At 41.9% G+C, this 25,798-nt stretch carries 38 protein-coding genes; 3 read left to right on the forward strand and 35 right to left on the reverse strand.

Features of this window, described 5'->3' with window-relative positions:
• Positions 1-2: 2 nt before the first annotated feature.
• The gene (locus BZA03_RS19580; protein WP_110289637.1) at positions 3-1,667 is read right to left on the reverse strand and encodes a sel1 repeat family protein; all 1,665 of its coding nucleotides are present in this window, start codon (positions 1,665-1,667) and stop codon (positions 3-5) included.
• A 12-nt stretch (positions 1,668-1,679) separates the two neighbouring features.
• Positions 1,680-2,582, reverse strand: a complete 903-nt coding sequence (gene nlpI, locus BZA03_RS19585) for a lipoprotein NlpI (protein WP_014949420.1) — start codon at positions 2,580-2,582, stop codon at positions 1,680-1,682.
• 135 nt (positions 2,583-2,717) lie between these two features.
• Here nlpI and cdd point away from each other — a divergent pair, with 135 nt between their 5' ends.
• Positions 2,718-3,125 (forward strand): cytidine deaminase, encoded by a 408-nt coding sequence (cdd, locus tag BZA03_RS19590; protein WP_041693482.1) that lies wholly within the window; start codon positions 2,718-2,720, stop codon positions 3,123-3,125.
• A 93-nt stretch (positions 3,126-3,218) separates the two neighbouring features.
• On the opposite strand, the gene BZA03_RS19595 is transcribed toward cdd, so the two are convergent.
• The 33 genes from BZA03_RS19595 to BZA03_RS19745 all read right to left on the reverse strand — a co-directional run bounded on the left by BZA03_RS19595 (position 3,219) and on the right by BZA03_RS19745 (position 24,032).
• Positions 3,219-3,887 (reverse strand): hypothetical protein, encoded by a 669-nt coding sequence (locus tag BZA03_RS19595; RefSeq protein ID WP_110289638.1) that lies wholly within the window; start codon positions 3,885-3,887, stop codon positions 3,219-3,221.
• A gap of 2 nt (positions 3,888-3,889) precedes the next feature.
• Positions 3,890-4,492 carry an RNA polymerase sigma factor gene (locus tag BZA03_RS19600; protein ID WP_110289639.1) on the reverse strand — a complete coding sequence of 201 codons (603 nt, stop codon included), beginning with the start codon at positions 4,490-4,492 and terminating at the stop codon, positions 3,890-3,892.
• A gap of 9 nt (positions 4,493-4,501) precedes the next feature.
• Positions 4,502-5,194 carry an energy transducer TonB gene (locus BZA03_RS19605; protein ID WP_014949416.1) on the reverse strand — a complete coding sequence of 231 codons (693 nt, stop codon included), beginning with the start codon at positions 5,192-5,194 and terminating at the stop codon, positions 4,502-4,504.
• A gap of 99 nt (positions 5,195-5,293) precedes the next feature.
• Complete coding sequence (locus tag BZA03_RS20450) at positions 5,294-5,470, reverse strand: hypothetical protein (protein ID WP_014979255.1); 177 nt, start codon at positions 5,468-5,470, stop codon at positions 5,294-5,296.
• 95 nt (positions 5,471-5,565) lie between these two features.
• Positions 5,566-6,612 (reverse strand): succinylglutamate desuccinylase/aspartoacylase family protein, encoded by a 1,047-nt coding sequence (locus BZA03_RS19610; protein ID WP_258364676.1) that lies wholly within the window; start codon positions 6,610-6,612, stop codon positions 5,566-5,568.
• Between the two features lie 127 nt (positions 6,613-6,739).
• On the reverse strand, positions 6,740-8,455 hold the full coding sequence (locus BZA03_RS19615) for an OFA family MFS transporter (RefSeq protein ID WP_110289640.1): 1,716 nt from the start codon (positions 8,453-8,455) through the stop codon (positions 6,740-6,742).
• A gap of 266 nt (positions 8,456-8,721) precedes the next feature.
• Entirely contained in the window at positions 8,722-8,958 is a 237-nt protein-coding gene (locus tag BZA03_RS20635; protein ID WP_375342590.1) for a hypothetical protein, read from the reverse strand.
• Between the two features lie 9 nt (positions 8,959-8,967).
• A complete protein-coding gene (locus tag BZA03_RS20640) occupies positions 8,968-9,075 on the reverse strand; it encodes a DUF4328 domain-containing protein (RefSeq protein ID WP_249922609.1) in 108 nt (35 codons plus the stop codon).
• 165 nt (positions 9,076-9,240) lie between these two features.
• Positions 9,241-10,287, reverse strand: coding sequence for a hypothetical protein (locus BZA03_RS19625; RefSeq protein ID WP_014976511.1), 1,047 nt, complete (start codon positions 10,285-10,287; stop codon positions 9,241-9,243).
• A gap of 78 nt (positions 10,288-10,365) precedes the next feature.
• Positions 10,366-10,713 (reverse strand): hypothetical protein, encoded by a 348-nt coding sequence (locus BZA03_RS20645; protein ID WP_258364678.1) that lies wholly within the window; start codon positions 10,711-10,713, stop codon positions 10,366-10,368.
• A 244-nt stretch (positions 10,714-10,957) separates the two neighbouring features.
• Positions 10,958-11,215 carry a hypothetical protein gene (locus BZA03_RS19635; RefSeq protein ID WP_014998290.1) on the reverse strand — a complete coding sequence of 86 codons (258 nt, stop codon included), beginning with the start codon at positions 11,213-11,215 and terminating at the stop codon, positions 10,958-10,960.
• A 21-nt stretch (positions 11,216-11,236) separates the two neighbouring features.
• Positions 11,237-11,461, reverse strand: coding sequence for a hypothetical protein (locus BZA03_RS19640; protein WP_110289641.1), 225 nt, complete (start codon positions 11,459-11,461; stop codon positions 11,237-11,239).
• A 14-nt stretch (positions 11,462-11,475) separates the two neighbouring features.
• On the reverse strand, positions 11,476-11,880 hold the full coding sequence (locus BZA03_RS19645; RefSeq protein ID WP_110289642.1) for an MAPEG family protein: 405 nt from the start codon (positions 11,878-11,880) through the stop codon (positions 11,476-11,478).
• 24 nt (positions 11,881-11,904) lie between these two features.
• On the reverse strand, positions 11,905-12,846 hold the full coding sequence (locus BZA03_RS19650) for a hypothetical protein (protein ID WP_110289643.1): 942 nt from the start codon (positions 12,844-12,846) through the stop codon (positions 11,905-11,907).
• A gap of 55 nt (positions 12,847-12,901) precedes the next feature.
• Entirely contained in the window at positions 12,902-13,183 is a 282-nt protein-coding gene (locus tag BZA03_RS19655) for a hypothetical protein (RefSeq protein WP_110289644.1), read from the reverse strand.
• 126 nt (positions 13,184-13,309) lie between these two features.
• Positions 13,310-13,627 (reverse strand): DUF6419 family natural product biosynthesis protein, encoded by a 318-nt coding sequence (locus BZA03_RS20455; protein WP_181417315.1) that lies wholly within the window; start codon positions 13,625-13,627, stop codon positions 13,310-13,312.
• 176 nt (positions 13,628-13,803) lie between these two features.
• Positions 13,804-14,835, reverse strand: coding sequence for a serine hydrolase (locus tag BZA03_RS19665; RefSeq protein WP_110289645.1), 1,032 nt, complete (start codon positions 14,833-14,835; stop codon positions 13,804-13,806).
• Positions 14,836-14,933: 98 nt separating this feature from the next.
• A complete protein-coding gene (locus BZA03_RS19670) occupies positions 14,934-15,392 on the reverse strand; it encodes a hypothetical protein (RefSeq protein ID WP_110289646.1) in 459 nt (152 codons plus the stop codon).
• 262 nt (positions 15,393-15,654) lie between these two features.
• A complete protein-coding gene (locus tag BZA03_RS19675) occupies positions 15,655-16,122 on the reverse strand; it encodes a nuclear transport factor 2 family protein (protein WP_110289647.1) in 468 nt (155 codons plus the stop codon).
• A gap of 42 nt (positions 16,123-16,164) precedes the next feature.
• Positions 16,165-16,659: an AAA family ATPase gene (locus BZA03_RS19680; protein ID WP_110289648.1), complete on the reverse strand. Its 495-nt coding sequence runs from the start codon at positions 16,657-16,659 to the stop codon at positions 16,165-16,167.
• Between the two features lie 33 nt (positions 16,660-16,692).
• On the reverse strand, positions 16,693-17,163 hold the full coding sequence (locus tag BZA03_RS19685; RefSeq protein WP_014998279.1) for a hypothetical protein: 471 nt from the start codon (positions 17,161-17,163) through the stop codon (positions 16,693-16,695).
• Between the two features lie 100 nt (positions 17,164-17,263).
• Positions 17,264-17,503, reverse strand: coding sequence for a hypothetical protein (locus tag BZA03_RS19690; RefSeq protein ID WP_110289649.1), 240 nt, complete (start codon positions 17,501-17,503; stop codon positions 17,264-17,266).
• Between the two features lie 403 nt (positions 17,504-17,906).
• Positions 17,907-18,482, reverse strand: coding sequence for a hypothetical protein (locus BZA03_RS19695; RefSeq protein WP_110289650.1), 576 nt, complete (start codon positions 18,480-18,482; stop codon positions 17,907-17,909).
• Between the two features lie 76 nt (positions 18,483-18,558).
• Positions 18,559-19,107, reverse strand: a complete 549-nt coding sequence (locus BZA03_RS19700; protein WP_110289651.1) for a DUF6624 domain-containing protein — start codon at positions 19,105-19,107, stop codon at positions 18,559-18,561.
• Between the two features lie 304 nt (positions 19,108-19,411).
• Positions 19,412-19,576, reverse strand: a complete 165-nt coding sequence (locus BZA03_RS20460; RefSeq protein ID WP_181417316.1) for a hypothetical protein — start codon at positions 19,574-19,576, stop codon at positions 19,412-19,414.
• 125 nt (positions 19,577-19,701) lie between these two features.
• A complete protein-coding gene (locus tag BZA03_RS19705; RefSeq protein WP_075176538.1) occupies positions 19,702-20,004 on the reverse strand; it encodes a hypothetical protein in 303 nt (100 codons plus the stop codon).
• Between the two features lie 133 nt (positions 20,005-20,137).
• A complete protein-coding gene (locus tag BZA03_RS19710) occupies positions 20,138-20,581 on the reverse strand; it encodes a hypothetical protein (RefSeq protein ID WP_110289652.1) in 444 nt (147 codons plus the stop codon).
• A 129-nt stretch (positions 20,582-20,710) separates the two neighbouring features.
• Positions 20,711-20,941: a hypothetical protein gene (locus tag BZA03_RS19715; protein WP_110289653.1), complete on the reverse strand. Its 231-nt coding sequence runs from the start codon at positions 20,939-20,941 to the stop codon at positions 20,711-20,713.
• A 75-nt stretch (positions 20,942-21,016) separates the two neighbouring features.
• The gene (locus BZA03_RS19720; protein WP_110289654.1) at positions 21,017-21,322 is read right to left on the reverse strand and encodes a hypothetical protein; all 306 of its coding nucleotides are present in this window, start codon (positions 21,320-21,322) and stop codon (positions 21,017-21,019) included.
• A 112-nt stretch (positions 21,323-21,434) separates the two neighbouring features.
• Entirely contained in the window at positions 21,435-22,061 is a 627-nt protein-coding gene (locus BZA03_RS19725; protein WP_110289655.1) for a DUF3885 domain-containing protein, read from the reverse strand.
• 128 nt (positions 22,062-22,189) lie between these two features.
• Positions 22,190-22,513 carry a hypothetical protein gene (locus BZA03_RS19730; RefSeq protein ID WP_014976497.1) on the reverse strand — a complete coding sequence of 108 codons (324 nt, stop codon included), beginning with the start codon at positions 22,511-22,513 and terminating at the stop codon, positions 22,190-22,192.
• Positions 22,514-23,224: 711 nt separating this feature from the next.
• Positions 23,225-23,581, reverse strand: a complete 357-nt coding sequence (locus tag BZA03_RS19740) for a DUF2750 domain-containing protein (protein WP_110289656.1) — start codon at positions 23,579-23,581, stop codon at positions 23,225-23,227.
• Between the two features lie 118 nt (positions 23,582-23,699).
• Positions 23,700-24,032, reverse strand: coding sequence for a Qac family quaternary ammonium compound efflux SMR transporter (locus BZA03_RS19745; protein WP_039227222.1), 333 nt, complete (start codon positions 24,030-24,032; stop codon positions 23,700-23,702).
• Between the two features lie 252 nt (positions 24,033-24,284).
• Between BZA03_RS19745 and BZA03_RS19750 the strand changes: the two genes are divergently transcribed.
• Together BZA03_RS19750 and BZA03_RS19755 are read left to right on the forward strand one after the other, a co-directional pair.
• Entirely contained in the window at positions 24,285-25,262 is a 978-nt protein-coding gene (locus BZA03_RS19750) for a transposase (protein ID WP_039227224.1), read from the forward strand.
• A gap of 141 nt (positions 25,263-25,403) precedes the next feature.
• Positions 25,404-25,649 (forward strand): type II toxin-antitoxin system CcdA family antitoxin, encoded by a 246-nt coding sequence (locus BZA03_RS19755; RefSeq protein WP_039220515.1) that lies wholly within the window; start codon positions 25,404-25,406, stop codon positions 25,647-25,649.
• Positions 25,650-25,798 lie beyond the last annotated feature (149 nt).

Raw genomic sequence — 25,798 nt, forward strand, 5'->3', positions numbered from 1 at the left:
GGTTATTTGCCACCAGTAAACGCTTCGTATTCAGCTAACCAGTGTGCGGCTTCTTTTTGGTTGCCGCTATTGTGGAACGCCTGGAAAAAATTCATTGAAATAGGTCGCTGGGCATTTTGTTTTTCCAGCTGCTGCTGCCACAGTACCAAATATAAAGGCGGGATCACGCCGCTATCGTGATGTTCCATAAAGGTAATTCTGCGACTGGGCTTATAGCTGTTTTTCCCCAATACGGTGCACGTTTTGGCGCGTGCAATAATGGTTGCAGGATCTATTTCTAGCCAATTTTCAACCGTTTCGTGAGGTGCGTACCAATACTCAGAGTCTACGATTAGGTTTGGTGGTGCAAAATCGCTTATTCCATCTTCATCGCACAGCCTATTCGCCATGCCCTTGCCAATAGGATATTCGTCAGCGAAGCCTGCGAAGTGCGCTAGCTCGTGAACAAACACTGAATAAGCGTCACTAATGTCTAAGTACATTACGCCGTTTTGAACATTTGCCTTACCCTGCTCTGCCACTACTACTGCATGACTAAATTTCTGCTTTTTCGCAATGCTTGCCAAAGGAGTAATACTACAGCCTAAGATCCCAGCGTTCTTATAATCCGGATCGCAGCTTAGTACATCGGGTTTAAGCCAAATAGGCGGGGTCAGGCAAATAGAAAGGTTCTGCAGGCGCTTGTCGTCGTTGAATGAGTTATAAAGACTGTGAGCACGCATGATAGTAGCTAAACTGGTAGCAAAAGGCTGAATACGCTGAAGGCATTTCCCTTCATTCTCCCAGTTAAATGAAGGAGACTGCTTTAGTGCTTGCTGTATAGAATACGGCGTGTAGAGATTGATGGCCTCTAAGGCTTTTTCCGCTTGAAGATGCCCTTTCTTCGCGGCAAAGCTAAAATGCTCCTTAGCCTCAGAAAATTCCCCTTCGTCCCACAGAAGGCGAGCATACTTAAATGCACTTTGCATGTCTAAGGTTGCTGTTGCTGCGAGCAGTGGTTTCGCTAGTTGTTGTTGCCCGTGTAGAAGATACCAATCGGCCAATGCGGCCTGTGCGGGTACGTAGTTTTGTGAAGCCGCGCGTACCAGCCACTTCTCACGTTTTTCTGGCGAATCGGTAGACATTGCAAACGCAAGCTGTGCTTCTGCGACCTCGCCGAGCGCCGCTAAGCGCATAAAGCGCTGTGACGCACCTTCTTCACCTAATATTTGGTACAGCAGCCATGCAGCGTCTGCGTTTTCAAGATTCACTAGCTTCTCTAGAAAATAGGTTGCAGTGGCTTCATCGATATAGTCAGTAGCAATGAAGCCTGCGTTATACGCACGCTCAAATTCACCGAGCAAGCGTGCCTGTGCATTTTCACTGCCCTGCTTTGCAGCTAACCAAAGTAGCGCTAGTGCGTCATGCTTAAGGTGATAGTCAGAATAATTGAAACGTTCGGTAATATCCGAAGTTTGAGCGTCGGGAGAAGATTCTGTGCTGTCCTGTGCCATGCCGTCGGCAGTATTTGCTGAAGCAGAGCTCGCCTTTTCAGTTGGGTCGCTATCTGACACTAGGCTTGCCGGCGTAAGTACCTTGCTTGCATTAGCAATTAGTTGCGGGACATAGCGTCCGCTATCGCCCGCAACTATGAGCAGTGCGAACACTGCTAAAAATAAGCCTCGCATAACGCTTGCTGCTTACTCTTCGCTAACCAGATCGCTGCTAGCTAGTTCACGCAAACGGTTAAGTTCCATTCGTGCGTAGCGGTGTTCAACGTAATCAAATACATTGGTGCTTAATGCAAGCTTGAAGTAATTTGATGCAATACCGCTGTTGCCGCGCTGGGTATGAAATTTACCTAAGTAAAAATACGCTTCACACAACCTGTCTGTTAACGCTTTTTGGCTTTTCACACCGTCTAACAATGAGTTAAGTACATCGTTCTCATCAACAGTACCTAAAAACAAATCCACCAGCGTAGTAGCCCAGTGCTGGTTGTCCAGCGTTGGTCGAATAGAAGCCAAGTATTTTTGTCCTTCAAGCTCTGACACGTCGTGATGCGCAAAGTAGGCCCACAGAGCGCGAAATGGATCGCTGTCATCTTTTTCAAAAAAGCGGTTAAGATCGTTGGTCGCGAGTTCGGCGCGGCCACCGTAATAAAGCGCAATACCGCGATTTAGGAACGCGAAATCATACTCTGGGTTGATTTCCAGCGTAGAGTCGAATGCGTCGTAAGCCTGAATAAAGTCGTTCTGCTGAATATAGTGAATACCCATAGAATTATAGGCTTCAGCCAAATCTGGCTTTAAATTAATGGCTTGGGTGTAATCAAACTGCGCTAAGCCCGATAGACCCACGCTGTCGTACAACATGCCTCGCTGAAAGTGCAGTTCAGCTTTGTCTTCATCTGATAACGCAGGGCTGGTAAGCACCTGATTGTAACGAGCAATAGCCATTTCGGAACGAGGATTAATGGGCGCAGGTTCGGCTAAAAGCAGGTTTCCCATTTGTGGTCTTTCTGAAACAGGTGGTGTTTGCGCACAACCGGTTAAAATAGCAGCGAATAGAGAAAAAAAGATGAGACTAACGTTTCTGCACATGGTAAAAAAGCATTCTATAAAAAAAGAAAAAACCGCCTGAGCATTAAGTATACGCTTGTTGCGGCGCTAATGCCGCCAACCTTCTCGCATTTGATGATAAAAGTAAAGCGTATTGGGTGGTTAACACAGGTAGCTATGAAGAAAAATAATTTAGAACAACTATCACAACTTGCTTTTGACGCACAGAAAAACTCACACTCACCTTATTCCAACTTTAAAGTTGGTGCTGCGTTGCTTACTCCAAGTGGCGAAACCTTCTCTGGTTGTAATGTAGAAAGTGCTGCTTTTCCATTAGGACAATGTGCTGAAGCCACAGCTATTGGCAATATGGTCACACAGGGACAAAAACGTATTTCGCATATCGTTATTGCGAGCCCGAACGACGAGTTTTGCTTTCCGTGCGGTGGATGCAGACAGAAAATTGCTGAATTCGCCCCAGATGAAACTCCCGTAACCATGGTAAGTCAAAACGGCGAGACATTCGAAACCACCATTGGTGAGTTACTTCCAAATGCCTTTAGGGCGCACGACCTAGACAAATAAGTCATTCCTAAGATACTGTTCGTAATCGAGGCTCGAGCCAGTTTCACCGCCCTTACCTCGTTTACGAACGCATCCAGCTAAACGCCCTATAAATCAGCACATCAACGGCTTACTCGACTGTTTAACTGAAAGTATTCTTCCTTGCGCATCAAAGGCGAGCGCCACATGCGTGCCAATATTGATATCCCCTTCAATGCGACCGTTAATATTTAATGATGCGATAAGGTTTTCAGAAACCACAACTTGCTGATTTTTGCAGCTCACCAAGAGCCAATACCCATTTTGCGCTGTAACCGTGGCTGGCTCTAACGTAACCGCTCTAGCGACTAAATTGCTTTCAATATATTGTTGAGTATAGGCATTAAATCGCGCTTTATAATCAGTTCCGGCTTTACCAGCTAGCAGCTTATCTTCCCCTTCGAATCCGTGATATTGAACAATGTCTACACGGTGTGCTGCCGTTTGAAAAGGCGACGAACTATTACGTTGGAATGTACCGATATTGTAAACGCCCAACATTGCGACAATAGCAAATGCCACAGCCGTAAAACGTAAGGTTGAAGAAGCGAAGTACGCTCGAATATTAGCAGCCGTAGCAGCAAATACGCGTTTTATTCCACTATCACTTTCTATTGCCTTGTTGTACGCGAGAACCCTTTCACGAATTCGAGCATTAGCCTTTTCACTCATTCCATCATTTTGCTTTTGTACCTGCTGGCTGCGTTTGAACGCACCTTGTAGCTCTTTATCTGATGTAGACATGATTACAGTTTCTCCAGCATGGTTTTAAGGCTGTCTTTGGCATAACGTATCCGGGTTTTAATCGTTTCTTTTTCAGCGCCGCAAATAGTGGCGATTTCCGCTAACGAAAAACCTTCAAACTGTAGCGAAAGCGCCTCTTTCTGCTTGTAGGGTAACTGCTGAATACATGCCTTAAACACGTCTTTTTCTATCCCTTTTGCTACATCGTCCTCTACCGAAGACTGTGCATTTTTAAGTAACTCGCTTAACGAAAACGACTCAACTGCCTCGTTGTTAAATTCAAGCTTGGCGTTTTTTCTGAATTCATCAATAAGCGTCCGCCTACCAATAGTGAAAAGCCAAGCCTGAAAATTATCGCCACTTTTAAATAAGTGACGATTTTCGATAACCTTAATCCAAGTGCGCTGACACATATCTTCTGCAACAGTGCTATCACTTAACACCTTCAAAAAATAAAATAGCTTATGGCTGTGTAAGTCAAACAGCGCGGCTAACGATGCTTCATCACCTTTTGCGCTGTACCGCAGCATTAGCCTTTCGCTGACTCCCAGCGCTTTTTCACGCTTACCTTGAAACAGGCTTTGCAAGCTTGCGCCTATACTCATAGGCAGTCCTTATTGTTCTAGTTTGAAATCTAATACTACAACCATACCTGATTGACTAACAGGTTTACCGCCATTCAGCTTGGGTTTGTACTTCCATTTTTTAAGCGCTCTGCGCGCAGCTCTATCGAACACGCGCTTGGGCTCTGAATCTAGTACTGTAATATCAGACACTGAGCCACTAGCACTTATCGTAAACCCTAGCTTTACCCAGCCTTCAATTCCGTCGCGACTGGCCTCAGGTGGATAAGTGGGGTCTACCCTAAATTGGGGTGTGGCTTGCATATCACCTTGCGCACTATTCAAGTTAATCGACAAATCTAACGCAGTATTAGGTATGTGCGTTTTTATCTCAAAGCCTCCTGGGCCTTCATTGGGCTCAGGGTCAATCTCGATAACTTTTTGAGGTGGCGTTTTAATTACCTGCTCAATTGGCACCATTGGTTTTTTAGTGATGGTCCGTTCGTCTTCAGGTTGGTAAATGATCGGCTCAAAGAACACCGGTGGGGCTTCGCTTATGTTTACTTTGTCTTGCTTAATGAGCTCTGCCATTAATACGAAAAGCCCTGCCGTAACGGTACATCCAGCTATAGCAATTGTGGCCGCGTTTAAAGCACGTTTAGCGAAAGGCGCTTTTTCAAACGGTAGTACACTTTGGTGTGTTAAGTGCTTTGGGTTAGCGTTTGGTAAAATTGTTGTTTGCATAATGTTCCCCCTTTTTCACTAAACGGGGGAACTGATATAAAGGGGTGAATAAATGTGAACGTTTTTATTTAACGTTGACGTTTTACAATGAACGAAAGGTTAACTTTTATTTTGGTTACTCGGCTTTTCGCCTTCACGAGTAGGCTCTGCAGACGTCTGATTGGCGCGGTTTTCTTCTTGGCGTTTATTCAGCTTAGCAGCGGCCATAAATCCAATAAAAAATATGGCAAAAATAACAACGCCCACCCAAATCAAAACATTAAAAAGAAAGTCCATATCATTCCCTAATCACAATTTCGTGAAATAACTTTAACATTTATTTGTTTGAGTAGGTTAATTAGATCACCACTGTAACTACGTTACCAGCTTAGTTATTCAGAAACTTCAACACCAATAGCCATAACAGACTGTCCGTCTTTGATAGCTGGCATTTGATTAACCATCATAACCGTGCCATCAACCGGCGATTTAATGGTTTCAACGAGATTTCCAAAATAGTCCGTGACCGCACCTACATCCTGCCCTGCCTTTACTTTATCGCCTATCACCACAGAAGCTTTGAAGAATCCGTTTTTTGAGCTCTTAGGATATTTGATTGTTTCATAGATAACTGGCTCGGGGTGCTGCTTTGGCGTCTCTGGCAGCATTTTCAAAAAATACATGGCGTTTTTAGCCACATCTAGCGCTTCTGCTACCGATTCTTCATCTGTCTGTGCCAAATGCCCAATTTCAGTCGTCAGTCCCGGCTTTCCTCTCGTCATCGCTGTGTTAGGGTATGAAATTGAATTGTTGGGATCTCTTGGGCGGTCGCCATACATAACGATATGCTGCATGCCCGTGGCTTTGGCAAATTCAAATGTTAACGCATCAAGTTCTTCGTCGCCCACAAAAGGAGAATACACATGATTCAGCAACGTTTGGTTTGCGCTACCAGAATGCATGTCGATCAAAAAATCTGTTTTGCCGATAAACTCGCTGGTTAGCAGCTCCGCAATCTGTTCTGTTGGTGTGCCATCAACGCTCCCTGGGAATTCCCGATTTAGGTTTTTCTCATCTTTAGGGTTCAACGCGATTCTATTTGCGTGAAACCCATCTAAGTTTGCCAAGTGCAACACAACCAACACACCGCTCATCTCTTTAGGATCAATGCTTTGCTGTAGTTGCTGCAACGCATACATAGATGGAAACTCATCGCCATGAATACCAGCGGTAAGCAACAATACAGGACCGTCACTTTTTCCGTTAATAACCGTCACTGGCAAGGTTATGTTGCTTTCTTTAGCAAGATATGACGTTTTCTCCCCCGTTTGTGTTGTCACCCCCATTAATTCATAGGGCGCATTTGCAATAACATTGAGGCTAAACGCACAGCATAGGAAAACAACAATGGAGGCAAGAGGATTCTTCTTAAATAACATAGCTGACAACTCATGAGAAAATAGCGCACTAGTAAGCCAGAACGTTTCAACTTAATCAATAAAGAGTATTTTAAAACACCTTTGCAAAAAAATACCCGCTATAAAGCGGGTATTCTCGATTGGTAAATTAGCTTGCTCGCGCGGGCTCCAGTTCGGGGTGCGTATTCTCTACGTGATGCTTCTCTCGCACAGGTTTTACAAGTAAGTTAGCAATAAATGCCAATACCAATAACCCAGCCATTGCATACATAGTGGTATTGTAGAGCGTAGAGGTTGGGTCTACCGTTCCGGCTGGCGCAATTTCCAGCAAACGTGCAACCGTTACCGTTTTAGCTTCTACCAATTTTTGCAAGTCAGCCATTGGCGCACCAAACTTACTTGCAAACGCGGCAGGGTCGACTTTTTCCGCTAAATCGGCAATTGCATTTTCTACTGACATATTGCGCAAATAAGTAATAGCGAATGGCCCTAATACGCCGGCAGTAGACCATGCTGTTAGCAATCGGCCGTGAATGCCGCCTACATGTAAGGTACCAAACAAATCTGCCAAGTATGCAGGAATGGTTGCAAAGCCACCGCCATACATTGTGAAAATTATCATTGTTGCAATGTAGAACCCAATTAACGCCGTGGTGTTCCCCAATCCAGCCCAAAATGGAATAGACAAGTAAAGCAGCGTACCTATTACGAAAAAGCAGTGGTAGGTATTCTTTCTGCCAATGTAGTCAGACGTAGACGCCCAGAAGAAACGCCCTACCATGTTAAACACCGAGATCATCAATACATAGGTACCCGCAAAACCTGCGGTAACAATAGCTAAGTTTCCAAAGATCTCATTGATCATGGTCTTGGCTACGCCAATAACGCCAATACCCGCGGTGACATTGAAACATAATACTATCCAAAGCAACCAAAATTGAGGTGTTTTAAGGGCTTGATCAATATGGACGTGATTTTTCGATACCATTCCTTTCGATGATGCTTCAGGTTTAGGCTGCCAACCTTCTGGTTTCCACCCCTCTTTCGGTACGCGATACTGGAAAGACGCAAACATCATTACAATAAAATAAGCGATACCAAGGGTAAGGAAAGTCGATGCCGCACCAGTTTCGCCCGTACCAACGACATAAACACCGGCTTCGCCACCGAACGAGGCCGCTTGATTTGCAGAGGCAATAACCACTTCTACTTTTCCTGCTGCCGTCTCTGCAAAACGACGCCCTTCTTCGGTAACCAGCGCAACCATGTTTTCTGCACCTAAGTATTCTGGCGCTCTTTGAAAGGTTTCAAGCAGTGCACTAATAAGCGGAGCGCCTATCATTGCACCTCCACCAAAACCCATGATTGCGAGACCTGTTGCCATACCTCGTCGATCGGGAAACCACCGTATAAGTGTTGAGACTGGTGATACGTAACCGAGCCCAAGCCCGAAGCCGCCGAGTACGCCGTAGCCCAAGTACAGCAGCCAAAGTTGATGGGTGGAGATACCTATCGAACCAACAATAAAACCACCGCCCCACAAGAAAGCCGCAACCACGCCTACAAAACGAGGCCCTACTTTCTCTAGCCATTTACCCGCAAATGCGGCAGCTAAACCAAGGCAAACAATAGCCACTGAGAAGATCCAAACAACCGAAGATAAACTCCAATCGTTAGCAGAAGACGCAACAACGCCTAAGTCTCGAGTTAGCGGCGTGTTGAAAACTGACCACGCATAAACAGACCCGATACAAAGGTGGATTGCGATTGATGCAGGCGGAACCCGCCAGCGGTTATAACCAACTGGTGCGACAATGTTTTCTTTGCGTAAGAAAGCAAGCGCCCCCGTTCCTGAAGTTGACATACATTTTTCCCCTATATGTATTGTGCGCGTTTCTATGCCGCTTTATTACTGGGGGGTATGGCTCCCATTATTGTATTAAATCAAAGGTATAGAAACGAAGATGTGTACGTGAGCCAGCGTCATCCTGACCTTTTGTTATACTTAAGTATAACGATACTGTCGCGCAACTTAATTTTTACTTAATGTTTACATATAGAGTAAGACTTTAGTCTTATAAAGACAGTTGCTCTACCTTTGTGGCAGAGCAACAAGCGAAATGGATACTACTATTTTGCGGGTTGTAAATCTGAATCTTCTGCAGTTTCTGCTTTTTCCACGTCACCTTCAAGCTGTGCTTTTTGCATGTTAGAGATGTTGTTAATCAATAACCAAGTAACTATGGCTACTGGAATGGACAGGACCTCAGAAACCTGCGAAACCAGATTAACATTCATTATTTCGGAGATTTCTTGTGCCCTTCTGGACATACGAAAAACGACCTGTCCAACCACACTGTTGGCGATCCAGAAAAATCACCATATGCCTAAAATAGGGCCTGCTTTTTCTAACTGCCAATTGTTAGGGTTTTGGCTGGCTTGCCAAATCTCTTTCATCGCTTGATAAGGTTTCCATAACGACACAATAAATACTTTATCCACGTAGTGAGGCGATTAGGCTCCTTAAATTCTACGTTATTTTCCGACATCTCCATTTACCTCTTTCCCCTTACTACTGCGTAAGCGTTATCTTTTGTTAATTGTTATCTCTATTGAGTTAGTTACTGGTTTATTTACTGCCTAGGTGAACTAAGCTTTATTAGCTAATAGTTCCTGTAGCGCTTTCGGCAGTATCGCTTGCGCACTCTTTGTTATGCGAGCCTCATTCTTTTGCCACCAAATTCCCGAATATACGACGCCTAAACCGATCGCTGATAGCGCTACAGGAAAAAGCCAACTATCTTCAAAAACGGTAGAAGCAAGATGACCTAAATATAAACAGCATCCCAAAGCACCAAATATGACAAATACACGTCGAACCAACAGAGCACCAGCGCCAATCATGGCAAGGTTTATACAAAAATAGATAAACTTAGACAGTTCGCTGTCTGAATCTTGGCTGGTAAGGCCGCCCCAAAACGCTAAAACGCCGAAAAGATAAAGCCAAAACGCGTAATCTGCTGTGTTTCGTGCTCTGATGTCCACCCAGAACGCCAATAGCGTCATCAACGCGCCAAAGTACATCGACACAAGTGCTCGGAATTGCCACGTGTAGCTGTTCCATAAGTCCTCATGGTCAATAATGAGCATCACAGCGTCCATACTGATATACCAGAGCGTTACCGCAATCGGCATTATTAAGAACGGGTATTTATATCGCCATGCTACGACAAGTCCAGTTACTAGCGTTCCAAGTTCCATATATAACCATAGCCATTTAATGCGGTGGTGAAACTGGCGAAAAACCGTATTGTCGTCGGGCCATAGCCCTAACCATTGCTGAGCTCCGTAGATAGCAATTGGCGTTAAACAAACTACGAACGTGGCACAGATCCCTGCTGGTATTATTAAATGCTTACGCGCAAAGGAATTGGCAAGCTTTAAGCCCACGCCAGCATAAAGCATAGAGATAAATACGATGCCGGCACCACCAAATTGCTCCCAGCCTAAATTCATAAATAGAGTCATGGCGCCAATTGCAATAAGACCACCTAAGTAGTACAGAATATGGGTGAAGGTAAAAGAGGGAGTATGCTGATTTTCTTCTTGAAAGAAATTGTACAGAGCAATGCCCTGTTGCTCGGAGATGATATTGTTAGCTACTGCTTTTTGAATACTGGCTTTAGATACTTCCATGTACTTCTCTAAATAAGCTTGAAGAGCTGAAGATTATTACTTTACTTTGTTATGGGTAAAAAGCCAGCCTAATAGAAGTTACTCGCTTCCTTTCTCGATATCTAATTCCGCTCTATCGATTAGCGTAAAATAGTCTTCATCAGCGTAAAGCTTTAAAAAGATAGACATTGTGATGCTCTTCATTTCATTTGCCGCCTCTTTGAACCCAGTATTAACGTGAAGATCAAAGCCCGTTGGCGATGCAGAACCCATGAACTCTTGAAGTTCAGTGAATTCTTTTATTGCTTCGGTACTTAACCCTAAAATGTACTCAGTTCGCGCTGACGTTTTACTCAGCCATCCTGACTCAGCTGGCAGTGTATTTTCTGAAATGACCTCAAGATTATACTTAAAACTTCTTTCTTGCTCTGAGGAGCTAACACCCAAGGTAAGCCAGGTGCTTTCTGGTTTTATTTCGGCTGGCTTGTCTAAGTGAATCTTCGTAAGTAAATGATTGGGGTCGAGTTAAACAAATTTCTCCTCATCAAATGAGCGAAACTCAAGCATTGTTGCAATGGGTATATTGGCACAACTAACTACAAGCAAAGTTAATGAAACAACAAATAATTTTTTGATACTTAACAACAGCGGCTTCCCTTCATTGGTTATTACAAGACATGTTCTAGCAATTCTATACAGTTTTCGTCGTTTCTTTTGCAAAAGCTTTTTCAGATTTGTTCCACGTTAAGTGGCCAAAAGCGATACCCGCAATGGGAAAGATGATCATCGCAATGGCGAGTTTCCCCCAGACATTTTCGGAAGGCTCGATAAACGCCATAAGTAATGACCATAATAAACCTGTCGAGACTCCCCAGCCTAAAACGCCGTAAACTAGAACGAAGCGCTGTTTTCCTTTTTCTCTTATTCTCGCCCACTTTTCTAATTTCATCGCAGATATCCTTTTTCAAAACTAAGCAATCATTGCAAGACAGACAAAAACCACCACAAAGCTTATAAAACCAACAGCAACGGTCCTTCCCTCATCACGGCCAGCTCTTGGGTACTTGCCGAAGGTTAGCAATTTAAGCACCACATGGCCCGTGCCCTTCAAAACGAATTCCATAAAAGCGTCTATGATAATCCACTTTATTACTCGAAGTATAAAGCGGCCCAGCGGTTCAAATACTTCTTCCATAACCTTTACGCTCTTTAACCTAAAACCTGTTCTATAAAAAGCAACAACCACATTGCAAGAACGGCAACGAAGTTGATAGTAAACACCAAACCACGTAATCTAATATTGTCTGTAAATATTTGTACAAGACTATGCAGCCCCCTGCCAATAACAAATACCCACGCAAGGAAGACTTGCGAATTGCTAATTGACTCACCTAAGGCAATTAGCAAGGCGCAAACAACGTGAAAAAATAACGGCCACTCAAATTGATTGCTCAGATTCGCACTTACTTTAGGCTGTATATCAGCAAACGGATTTGAACCATCTTTGTTTTTCCCTACTCCCCATACCGAAGGCGCGCGAGCTAGCGTGAGAAATACGTAGAGCAATGCACAAAGAAAAATGTGCATAAACATAGGGGTTATTAAATTAGACATTCTAAATGTGTTATCTCGTTAATATTAAATTTCGTCAGCAATTAACGCTTGCTCGTTGGGGTAATCAACAATGAGTCTTAGGTACTGAAGCGCTGAACCTCCTAACGCGCCATCAATGCGCCTATCCATCATCGAAGACATAAATTGGTGGAAACTACTGTCTGCTCTTCTTGTGAACCAAACTGGCCCAACGGTTTTATTTCCAATTCTTACATAAGGAACACGAATCATGGGTTGATGAGAAAAATTACATGCATCCTCAATCACTAACCATTCCGGGTTAGCCTTCACCCATTCATCGAATATTGAAGCGACAATGAAAGAAGTCGCAACTTGACCACCTTCTAGCCCTCCTTTTTCCATCGCCTCTGTCGATGGCCATGCCGAAGCACCTGAATCTAATAACATTGGAATCTGTCTGTCATTAACTGAGATATCGATACTTGGAAAAGCCATTGTATAACCACCATCCAGGCCCTTTTGAAATCCCAAAGGAACCGACGAAAACTCAGTTGATGTCGGAGTTTCATCTAGCACTTCTACTTTTTTCTCAGGGTAATTAAAATCAATTACTTTTTCAGCATGCCAACGTCCGCCTAGCGTTCCGTCGCTTTTCGTAGTCGAACTAAATTCTTCGGATGGTACTACTTGTAATTTTCCAGCCCACCAATTATTCAATCCCGCCATGGGGATTGACGCTTCTGGATCAAATTGAGGCATATCAGTAACATCGATAACCCCATTTTCAGATTCTTTTTGACTTATCTCCCAACCATATTTTTCGCTGAGCTCTCGTGAGATCGCATTCCAACCACCACCAGTATCAGTAAAAAATGTCAGGGTAGTTCCGTCCGCGAGCTTTGGTTTTAGGTAAATTAAGTTATTCTTAAATTCACTGGGTAACTCTTCAGAAAGACAAATAAAAGGGATTGAAAAGATTAAAAGCGATACTAAATGCTTCTTCATTGGCCTTCCTTTGGCGTTGTTTTTTTATTTTTCCTGGGCAAAAAAGTAAATTCTTCTAGAACAACATTATGTCTTTGAACGCAATATTTAACATCAATAAAACAACCGAAGCGGTTCCTAAGGCCTTTTGCATATTAAGTAATTTGGCATTGGGTTGGCGTTTAGGCATTAAAAACTGTTTTATGTTTAGTTGCATTACCAAAAACAACACCGATGCAAGAAGCATTGAAATGAATAGCAATGGCTGACTGCTTTGAAGCGTGGAATAAGCGAAAAAAAGAGGAATGACAGTAAATAGCGATAATACAATTCTGGCGGGAAGTTCATACTTGACCATAAATAACATCCTTGCTTTTGTAGGCGGCGAGTTTTTAAACTCTAGCGGTTGAAACAAAACGGGGCAACGTTTTTTTAACCCCTTTAATTATCCACTCTAACATCTGAATATTTGAATACTCAAACGTCAATCAACGCAACTATCATATCTTTGAACACCTTTCGGCAGACCAAGTGCTACACCGGTGAAAGAGAAAATAAAGATAATCGATATTACAGTCAATCCGGCAAAACTAGACTCGTTTATGTTGGGGCTGACAACTATCGAAAAGGTGTTGATACAAAGCAAAAGCAAGCTTATTTTTGAATACCCTTTATAGCCTAAAACTCCAGCGAACATAAGCATTAAAAACGAGCCCGCAACTGCCGGAGTAAAGGGCGCAGCGGCCAGTAGCATACACAAAACCGATATAAGCACAGATAACATTAAGAAGAGTTTTTTCACGTTTTGCCCCTTTTTTGCCGAGCAGCTGAAGATATAAAATAACCACTAAAAGCATAGAGTAAAAACGGCGAATTAATAAACTAAGCACATAATAAAAACCGTTCTGTTGCCACCCATTATTTTCTAACTTGTAATGATTGGCCTACACTGAAAAAGCGTTGAACCAAGCCTACCACCTACTCGTTTTCTGCTTTTCTTAGTATTTTAAAGATTCGGCTTATTGTGGTTTCAGACAAGTTCCACTCATAACCGTCAAAGTCAGTGGTATTGATAAATTGGACGACCACGGTATCGAGGTCTTTGTCATATTCTGCAAGGCTCTGGTAACCGATAACCAAGCCTCCATGTTCGAACACATAAGGGTAAAGTTCCGCTTCGCCTTCATTGAAAATAGCGCCGTTGTTTAGCGCTCGTAAGAACTTACCCACATCTTCTGCTGTCGCTAGCATACCGTAGTCGCGCGCCTTAACATCTTCCTCGTAACCAACGTAATAGCCGCTCATCACGTCGTCCATATTGACTTCGCTTAATGAAAAATAGGTGTTGTTCAATTCAAGCGGAAGTAAAATGTTTTGCTTAATATACTCGTGGTGACTGTACCCCAAAACCTTATCCATAATATTGCGAAGCAACAGATAGTTCGTGTTGGAATACTCATATCCATCACCGGGCTCAAAACTCGCCGGAAGATCTAGCGCAAAGTCGAGCGCTCGCTTGCTGTTTTCCGGTTCGTTTTCCCAGTAGGCAGCATTATCAGTAAAGTTAGGGATTCCTGACTTATGCTGCACCATCATTTTAAGCGTTATTTTTTCTGAATGCTCAATTCTGTCTTTGAGTTTGGGTAAATGATCAACGAGTAAATCGTCTAGGGATAGTCGCTGTTCTCGCGCCATTTTCGTGATAGCCACAGCAGTGTACAACTTACTGATACTGGCAATTTTAAATAAAGAGTCGGGGGCAGCGGGTATTTTGTTATCTCTGTCTTTCCAGCCCGCTGTGTAGAAAGCTGGAGGTTTTCCCGCCTCATCCACGTAGACAATCATGCCGTCAAAGCCATGGCTAATAGCCTCATCAACTTGTTCTTGTACTGTGTGTGGCAAAGGTAGGATCCAGGCTTTAACTAATATCCACGGAACGAAAAACAAGGAAACAATAGTACTGACTAGCAGAAGAAACCTGATGATGGTTGTTCTTCGGTTCTTCGTCATTTTACTCCGTCCTTAAAGCTCGGCCTAATATTCTGTAAAAATATGCTTGTCGGTGTCTTCATTTTGGCGTCGACGCACGATTAGCTTTAACAACTTCGTTAGTCAAACAGCGCGAGGGAGTCTAGTTTAAAATGATAAACTGAAAAGGAATCCCCCTCTTCTTTTAGAGTAATGGTTAGCACTGCATCGCCATTCTCATATACGGCTGGAACAGTATAGGTAACAAAGGTACCTGAACCACCAGATGTTAGTGCTCTGGACGTAACTGTATTGAATTGATATTCGCCAATTTCTACTAACGCCCCCATCTTTGATAGCGCCTTTATAAGCCTTTTAAGATCATCTTCATTGATATTTTCTACTTCAGACGGAGTGAGGTAACTCTTTAGGGTACCTAGCTCCCAAGAGGAGATGTCAGCAATTGCAGTATCCATGTAAGGAATTGCCGTTTTCTCGTATTCAGAAGATTTATAGCCCGACCAAACAGCAATAAGTACAAATAGACAGATAAGGATTAGAAGCGCAATTCCAAATCCTTTTAACAGCTTCTTAAACATACCGTTCCTTTAAAATGTAATAACCTACTTTCTAGCTAGAAAGCTCCCTGTTGTATCGCTGAGCTCTCAGGTAATCGTTTCGAGAAGCAATGGGAATGTTAGTTATAGGCATTAGACACCACACAATCCATACTAGCAGTACCTGAATAAGAATTATACATGTAAAATCAAACCGATAAGAAGCGTCAATGCCTGGCGCATTACCGCGAAACTAAGCAACGACCGACGTCTCATCCCAACGCAACTTATCAGAATGTGAAATTTACTCATGGTACTTTCGAATTACAGCAATCTTACCGTTCTCTATTTCTAGTACTTCCATCATTACTTGACTGTATTCAATAGGTTGATTGTTTTGCGGGTGCACGCCCTTGGCATAATTCTTATATCTGATAGCAATAGCAGAATGATTAAATGTAAAAACATCTAACAGCTCAGCACTATATTCTGTATGTGCGCCTAAATAGAACGTCATGCCCTCTCTCATTTGCTCCTTACCGTCAGGTAATCGCGTATCGTCTATCACCCATGGCAAATGTGAATGACCAACATCATCCGCGAGCAAATTTAAGTGATTTTCAAGCTCAACTTTTGTCGCGCCAGGGGCCTGAGTAGCAACCATTGTGTCGAAGTACTGTTGGGCAAGCTGCTCAAGATCTATTTTAATATCTTCAGCCGATACCGTAGCTGACACTAGAAGTGATAATGCAAGAAGTAGATTTTTTGTCACTAGAAACTCCGTTTCACCTATTTCATATATTAACGAATTTGCCTAACTTGTCTCGGTTGGGACATTTTGCGTAATCATCTTTTTATGACCATGGTAGCTATCATAAAACTGCTTATGTGCCGCATAAGAAAATGTATCGTTTCTTTCTGAATATTGCCCAATCCAATCAATAAGCATTGCTAAGTTGTCATCTTGGGCTTGCTTTGTTTTGTATTTATGGGGCTCCCAAGGTCTCGCCTTTGCGTTTGAAATGCAGGTTTCAATGGATAAGTTCATAAATATAATTTCAGTAGACTGCTGTTCTACAGTTTTTAGTAAGTCTGTATAGCAGCCTTCAATTACCCATTTGTCGTTAGAAGAAATAAAAGCCTTTATCTCTTCTTCAGACTCATCAATAGGCTTTCTCTCAGGTGGGCTAGTAGGTTTCCACGCTAATGTATCTAGATCTAAATGAGCCAAACCTTGTGTTTTGCATAAGTGCTGTGCCAGCGTAGATTTTCCAGAACCAGAGTTTCCAAATATTAAAATTCTTGTCATAGCTCTTTACTCTTATAACCCATTAGAGGGACATTACTTCCCTGCCTTACCCGCTTCGAGTATTGGAAGGCCAGCTTCAGTTGGAATATAGATGCGTTCACCATTTCCATCTTGAAGACCTTTAATCCAGACGTAGCGAAGGTACTCTTCATTGCCTTTAAGCGATTCGCCAATAATCCTATTAGCTTCAGCAGCGGCTTTTGCACGCTCAATATCAGCAAGTCCTTCGGCTTTAGCTTGTACAATTTTAGCCTCACCTTCTGCTTGAGCCAATGTGACTCTGGCTTTCGCCTGCATTAACGCTGCTTGCTCTCTAGCCTTGGCTTCTTCAATAAGAATTTGCTTGCTCCACTCTGCTTCTTTCAGTGCAGCAATACCATCCATTTCTTTCTTATAGACTTTATATTTTGGCCAACCCCAAAATAATGCCGCAATAATTAATACAATCGATACCACCAAAAACACTAGACTTCCAAAAGCTATAGCATGTCTATTTGGGTGCATTTTCTCTCCTAATTTTTATTGATATTTATTTTTCTAATTTGAAGCACTTGAAAGTGAGCTTATAATTTCGAGACTATAACTCTAGGTCTTTAAGCCATCATTACTTGGCAAACCTTAGCTTTACTGTTTTGTATATGCCTTGTGTCATATCCCATGTTCCTATAAGAGCCAAAAATATGCCGACAAAGAAAGACAAGCCATCTGAGCGCCTGCCTTCAAACCACTGCTCCACACTTTGAAAATTAGAAAGCATCCAATAAGAAAACATAACCCCTCCCCCAATACAAAGAAGGTCTAAAGAAAATCTTCCAAGTGAGTAAGGCTTTTCATTAACTTCCACTGTTATCTCCATTTACTGCGATACATAACTTTTAAGCAAACAAGTGGGACAAAATCTGAGAGAAGTTACAGAATCCAGGTGTTACTGAACCAGAGCTCATGCAAACAACTTATGTGACTGTAATATGCCAAGTTTCTCTTTCGCCATTTATCGAAAATAATTGTAACCCCTAACATACACCCATATTGATACTAGATGCTGCCCGGATTTCTCTTTCAAACAGAAAATTTGGCAGTCTAAATATTCTTTTGAGTGCTACAAGGATTCCCATTTGTAAGAAAAGCTATCAGCGTTTCTGATCAATGTAATACCAATTTCATCAAAGTGAAACTTATGATTAATTGTGCTGATAAAGCGAGCCAATAAGTAAATGTTTCGCTCACTAAGTTTTTTATAGTTCCCGCTACGTATACACCCACCCATCAGGGAGTTGGTGATGGGGTGCGGTTGAATATTTATTGGCAAGGTATTCTTTTAATTTACGTTGCCTCCAAACTGTACCTCCTGACTCAAATTCTTCTGAATCTTCTGTATAGTCAACAAGTAGTCGTTCAGGGACATGAAATATCGCATCGTATGCCTTAACCATTTCAAAGGACTGGATCTCTGGATCAAAAGCAGAAGTTTCCTTAACTATTTTACCATCTAGCCAGACAGAAACTTTTAGTTCTCCAACAGGCCACTGAACGGTTGGAGCAGGTTCGCTTAGCTCTTGCTTTAAATTACCTTTTCCAAGTTTTATCCAATAACCATCTCTGAGAGCGCGTCCTAGAGAGGGGCGGCTAATTCCGAATCTCGACATAATTGGATAGCGAAGAATTTCCTTAATTTCAAGAATATTGTAAGAGCGAACTCTGAAGAAGCCTAAGGACTGGTTTGCAGCAACTTGACAATAAAAGATGAAATCATCAACTGCTACAGCATATAGAGTACCAGGCTCAAAGCTGGCCTTCGCTTTCCGGTCTTTAGGGAATTTCAAACCACTCTCCGAAGTAAAATGAAAAAGCCGCAAGGCGCGCTAGTATTCAAGCGTTCTGAAAGAGCACTAACACTCATCAGTGCTTACTTGCGCCACACATTCGTTCTGAGGCTATACCCCAGTATTCTTGCGCCGTTGACATGCCCATTTCGCCCCTTCGCGTATTTATTTTCTCAATGTCTTTAATTGGAAAAGGTGTAAAGGTGCTTCCCTTACATTTCCCTTGTGTTCCATAAAGTTGAGGCGTGTGGATTCTGTCATATAAGTATACGTAATTACCTGGGTCAATCTCTTTGCTTAGGGCCAAAGGACGCATCATCGACAGCATATTTTTTTGAAACTGGATGTCGTGGTCTGCGTGTTGCACAATAATCCACGCTGCTTGAGAAGCATCTTTACCTACCATTTCTATAGTTGGCCAGCCAAATTTCTCAACTATCTCTTGTACTCTTTGAGATTGCTTTGCGTTAAGTTCTTCAAAGCTTAACTGAGTTTTACCATGCAATGTGTCTTGATCGAGCTTCATCATTTCAAGTAACTCAGCGCGCAATTCGGAGAGCTCTTCGTTGGCGTATGAGGGATTACTAAAGATTGTTATACAAGCTATAAAATATAAATACTTCATTTGTCTCTTCCGTGAGGTTTAAACACCCTTCAAGGGCAAATATTGCGTTTAGTAGAATTAGTTGCAAAATGACGCAGTTATTTGTCTTGCTGATTTGGCTTGTTATATCTCAATCGGTAAAAATGTAAAAGCAAATAAAGACCCATTGCTATCTGTATACCAACTGAAAATTTAAACCATCCGGGATCATTTTCCAAAGTATGGTGGACATTCTTAAGCCCGTTATATTCACCTGTATAAATTGAATAACAGCCATGTAAGAAGAAATAGAGTCCAAAAATAAGACATGCCAACCAGCTACCTTTTAGTTTTTTGGGTTGGTCAATAATCCCTTCTTTTTCTCAACGGGCTTCTCAAGTTCAATGTAACTACATAACGCTTTAAATCTTTCGGGGTACATTTTACGGTCGATGTTTTCATAAACATCCAATAATTCTTCTTGAGTGTACTTTGAATAATCTGGCTCCATGCTAAAAGATATTCTCCTTTGAAATATAACTTTTCAATAACGGGCGCATTTACGCGGGCTATAATGGAAAAGCCGCCCAGCGTGTATACGTCTCAGCGAACGCTGTAAGCAATTTAATTGAGTTGTTATAAGCCAATTGTGTCAAAGCCAAAAGTTTCTGCCTTAAGCTGCAATATGTCACCACTTTGTAATTCAATTTGAAAAATGTTCTTTTGAACCCTTGCAGTATTAATAGAGTTAGATTCGCCCCATGGTGCAGTCATTGGTACGTTAACTGAGGAAATACCTGAAAATGTTAATATACATGGCTGAGCATTTTGGTTTGGCTTTAAGAAACAATCTAAAAAAATCTCAACTGACTTACCAGACCAATTTATTGAAATTGTTTTTACTAATCCATCGTGTAGTGGTAGGTCACTAAAGTCCATTAAAACCTCCTGGCTTATAACACTACGCTAAGGGGCACAAATGCTTGGGCAAAATAACGAAGCGCCCCACGTGTTTGCGTTCCAGCCGAACGTCCCAGCGGACTGCAACTTAAGCGCCTTGCTAGGGGGAGATTCATGCCTTTGGACAACAGTCGATATGAACATCTTGTTTTCCTGTCCATGAATAAATTTTTATTGTGTCTGCGTAAGGATACTCTGTGTTGTCCTTCGGTATATCAACAACTTTGACAAGGTTTGAACCACACCACGAGTCCTTGTGCCAGTAACTTACGATAACACTCTGCTCCGAAACGATCTGCTTTACAAAAAGTAAGGCATCATCGTATGCATCATTAGCACCAAAGTCGTCACAGTGAATATGATATGGACCAAAAAAGACCGTCACTTCATCATTGCAGGTTTCTAATTCCAGATCTGGCTTTCCAATATCATTGGGCCTTGGAATTTTGATTACCAAAAAAGGTTCTCCGTTGGGAGAGACAGTTGAGCAATATTTAGCCCACTCTGGAAACTCTTCCTTAAAGCGGCTTTCTATCTTTTTCGAAAAGTCATCCATGATTTATCCAAGCCTCTAACTTTTTTGAATAAGAGTCACAGACATGTGGGCGATTGTCGCGAAACGCCCAAACGTTCGTGTTCCTGCCCGCGTGCGGGTGACATAATTTATTGTTGTGTGTAAGTTTTACTACGAACTTAAGCCGTTAATGATTTGGTCTAGTTTTTTGGCGCTTACGCTATCGTTGAAATATAATCTATACAGCCCGCCAGTATTGGCAGAGCCGCTAATAATACCTTTAGGGATGAGAGAAAACTGCTCAATAAGTAGATCTTCCAGTTCATCTAAATCATTGTAATTTTCTGTCTCAACAAAAGTGCCGAAAGTGTCCCTGCCTATCTCAACCTTAAAATCGATCATATGAAACTCAATTCATACTTCTGTACACAACATCTCTCTATAGGGCTGCTCTTAAAGCGGTTTGTTATGTTTTGCTTAGGTTGCATAAAGTAACGCTACCCCGTTGTGCGCTGAAGCTGTAAAAAGGACAAGATACGCTAAAACACTTACTAACCCCAAGACAGATTGACGCCACCGTTTTTTGAATGCCATTACCAGGCTCAATACTAATACTATGATTGTCAAAATAAGCCCGAAGACAAATACTAAAAGTTCGTTAGTTAGCATTTGCTGAGGAGTGATTTTCTGGCGATCAAATAACCAAACATCCAAAACAGATATCGCCAGTAAAAGAACCCCGAACACTAAAGGAGACCATACTATTTTATTGAATATAGCCAAAATGCCTCCTTACACACAGATTTTAAATAAGTGGCGTAAAATGCTTGGCTAAAATTAGCGACAAAGGAGAGCAATCCAAGCGTTTTAGGTCCTTTTAAGTAACTTGTTATATTCACGAAAAAACCTTATCAATGGATTCTCGGTCATAATCAAGTATTAAATGATTGTGGCTCTTGTACAGAGCCGCGAGTGGCTCTTTGCTAGTAGAAACTACATCCATGCCGCGATCATCATAAAGATTCAATACAAGTTGTTTTGTTCTGTTTATGAGGTAACACTCTCCATTAAGCTGAGGCTGTAAGCTTGAAAAGTCAGTATTAATTGCAGCTTTAAACAGTTGCCTTACGTTTATTTCAGCGGTTTTGATACCCGAGATGGTTACTCTTTTCCAGCATTCACTTTTGTAGTCTAAGCCATCTGAATAGATATCCCGATGATCAGAAAGATTAATATTGGCATTTTCAAGTGAGTGAAACTGTTTAAAAATAAAGCTGCGTTTCTTTATTTTTCTTCGTCCATCTGAAAAGATTTGATATGCAATGGCAATATCATCATTTGGCTGAAATGCAGCTTGGAAGATACTCATGGCTCTTTCTAATGCTACGTTAAAATACTTAATGTTTAAGGATTTACTTTCATCACTCCAAATTTCTTGATCGGATGGGCCTATTTCAAATCTCAATCCAAAAGGAGATTTATAAAACAACGGGCGTTCTAATTTGATTTCAGGTCCATCCATTTACTCGATACTTCCTAAGTGAATATAACTTCTAAATAAGGGGCGCAGACATGTGGGCTACAATCAGAACGAGGTGAGCAGCCCACATGTTTTTGTCTCAACTCGCGCAGAGGGCGAACTTAATTTTTTTATGCGGCAAGGAAAGTAAGCCCAACTTGAGCGCCGATAAGCGTCACAAAGTATATAGCAGACAAAGCGGCTGACTTTTTATTGCCCCACTCGAATATATTATTGGACATGAAAAATACAACTGCAACGGAGACAACCATAGGGATAAAACTAAACAAGGGATTTAAACCCATGATGCCGATTGTGACGTTACTAATAAATAGAATTAGAGCAGGTACAAATACAATTATAAATACAGTACCAAAATCAGTAGCGTCACGGTCTTTTTGCAATAGTTGAATAGAGAAATAGAGAACAACAGCAGTGAGTAGAGCAACTAGCATTATTATTTCTTCCTTGTATAAATGAACTCAATAAGCGTTACTGTCCCAGGGGCCTTGCCACCGACTTAATGTGATTGTTATATCGCGAGTTTTCCCGCGGCCTTAGAACTTATAGACTGGTTTATTTTATGTTGAAAGTAAATGACATGAAAGAAGCTACTAAGGAAAGGGCCTAGCCACAGCGCATCGCCTTTTGAAACGTTATTTATTCTGTTTAACCTATTTCTTACTTTGATAATCCACACAATATGAAAAATTGTCGACAGTAGATGAAGAAGTTTAGCTGTCATCAGTAATGCTGCTGGTGCGGGTAACAGAAAGTAGTAGATGAGACCAAACAGAGAGACTAGGTGAATAGAAATAGCGGTTGTTGTAAAAGCCTTGGAGATATGATGTTCCGTTCTCAAATTCAGTATGTTAGTCAATTGCCACAGACGAAATATAACGTACAGTCCAAAAGAAAAAACACATAAGGCTAGAACTGCGACTACGGATTTTTCTTTAAACACACTATTTGACTGAGACATTTCTTCTTCCTTGAAATAAACATTGAGACATTAATGCGGTCTATTGATTAATTTTCAAGCTTGACGAAATTGTCGAGATGTTTCTTCGCGATATAACACTCAAATTTGGGGCACAAACGTGTTGGCTAAACTGCGAGGCAGAGCCTGCGTGTTCGTGTCCCACATATTTTTTTGTTAAGAGACATTACCAGAATGCCTCTACTTGCTTAACTAAAAGTGATGCGGGTATGTCAATGCCTGTAAGATTTTTCCCAGAAAGATTGACTCCCACTACTTTTATATCTTCTGGCAAGATAGGTAAGAAGTACTCTTTAAACTGATCCCAACTAATACCTCTAGCTTCCACGTTACCGAGTAAACTTGGGTTTAGTTTTTTAAGCCTTTCGATTCTCGACTTGGAAGACCATACTGGAAAAGATACATTATCGTCGCACACGTCAAACTCTAGGAGCACCTCATCTGGATATATTCCAAACCAGACAACTTTAGTCTCTGCGACTTCTTCATAAAACCTGTTAGCTTGAGCGACTCCTGCTGACATTCCTTGTCTCCTAACACCCCAAGAAGGAGCAATTATACGCAGGCTATAATACGGAACGAAATAACGGGAGCCTGCGTGTAATTGTCCCGCTTACTTGGCTTGTTAGATGAGCTGCAAATTAATGCGCGCTGGCTTTTGAAAGCAAGTTGAGCACAACAACCCCAGTTACAATAAACGCCATTCCAACAGCACCCCAAAGATCAAGTTTTTGCCCATGCATTAACCAAGCAACTAAAGTCACTAAAACTATTCCAAGCCCTGACCAAATTGCATATGCTATTCCAACAGGAATTGATTTGAGAGTGAGTGAAAGCAAATAAAACGCTGCACCATAACCAGCAACAACAAGTAACGAAGGAGCTAATTTAGTAAAACCTTCACTAGACTTCAGACTAGATGTTGCAATTACCTCACAAATTATAGCCGCGGATAAAAATATCCAGTTCTTCATAGCTTTCTCCAGTTTTTATATCTCGCGCAAGACTATACTAATATTCAAGAAATAAGCAGTCTTGTTCTTTCAAAAAAACTGTGAGCACATGAAGCATCTAACTTCCAAGTATGGGGCGCAATCACGTATGCAATAAAAAACTTAACAAGACAGGCATAACTAGAAAAATCCAAACTGGACCCTCGTACACTTTCTTTGATCTAAATACCTATTCAAACTGCTAATCGAGTTAATCAAAGTAGGACAGTCGCAGTGCCTAAAGCCCGAAAGTCTCAAATTAGTTTATCGGATACGCCCTATTACCATTGTGTTTCCCGCTGTGTTCGTCGTGCTTTCTTATGTGGCGAGGAAAACGGTAGAAGCTTTGAGCATCGTCGCCAATGGGTAGAAGACCGTATTCATATTTTAAGTGAGGTTTTTGCCATTGATGTATGTGCTTACGCGGTAATGAGTAATCATACGCACCTGGTATTACACGTAAACAAAGAGAAAGCAGACGCACTAAGTACAGAAGACGTGATTCAACGTTGGCATAAACTGTACAAAGGCACATTAATCTCAAAGCGCTACTTATCACCAGATTTACGTAAAGAATTACATGAAACCCAAATTAAAACGGTTGAGTTAACGGCTGAAGTATGGCGTAAAAGGCTATTTGATATCAGTTGGTTTATGCGTGCACTGAATGAATACATTGCCAGGGCCGCAAATAAAGAGGACGACTGTACTGGTCATTTTTGGGAAGGACGGTTTAAGTCACAAGCGCTATTAGATGAGTCAGCCCTTGCCGCCTGTATGGCTTATGTTGATTTAAACCCAGTACGAGCAAAGATGGCCAAAACTCCTGAGGCATCGGACCATACCAGTATTAAATACCGTATTAACGCAGCCAGGCTGGGCAAAACACCTAAAAGACTTATGCCTCTTGCAGGCAATCCAAGACAAGAGATGCCACACGGTTTACCTTTTACCCTTCCAGACTATTTACAGCTTGTAGATGTAACCAGCCGATATCTTCATCCAAACAAGCGCGGCAAGGTTCAACATAACCTCCCCCCTATTTTAGAGCGTCTCAATATTGAACACGAACATTGGATAACATTAACCACGCAATTTGAAACCTGCTTTAAGCACGCCGCCGGCAAAGTAATTCACCTAGAGCAATACGCGCAGAATCAACATCAGCAACGGGTTCAGGGCCGACAAAGTGCAATGCGATTACTTGGTTAACTTTGCAGTTTAATAGAAAGTAAGACAGGCACTATATGTATACATCTCTACATAACAATTCTGGGCTTGTTAAGAATCTATTTTTTACAATGCGCATCCCTATGCGTATAGTTAATATGTAGAACAGTTTGGAGTGATAGCATGCAAGATTTATATGACATTCATGCCCCAAAAAAAGCGACTAACTTAAGCTTGAACAGCGACTTATTACAAAAAGCTAGAGACTTAAAAGTTAACCTGTCTGCAACTTTAGAACAGGCACTTAAAGACAAGTTGAAAAGTGTTGAAGAAGAAAGGTGGAAAAAAGAAAACAAAGCTGCCATAGCTGCCTACAACGAGTTTGTTGCTGAGAACGGCTGTATAGGTGATGAGTACAGGAACTTCTAATGGCACAGTTTGATGTTTACAGAAACCCAAGCTCAAAAACAAATAGAGCTTACCTGTCCACTTCCCCATTAATGAGACAGTGCTAAATTAGAGTTTTCCAGTTTTGCTCGGTAAGCTGCCGGAGGCAGATTACCGAGACTTTCATGTGT

The organism is Alteromonas sp. I10 (genome assembly GCF_003201515.1).
In the GTDB taxonomy this organism is placed as follows: Bacteria; Pseudomonadota; Gammaproteobacteria; order Enterobacterales; family Alteromonadaceae; genus Alteromonas; species Alteromonas macleodii.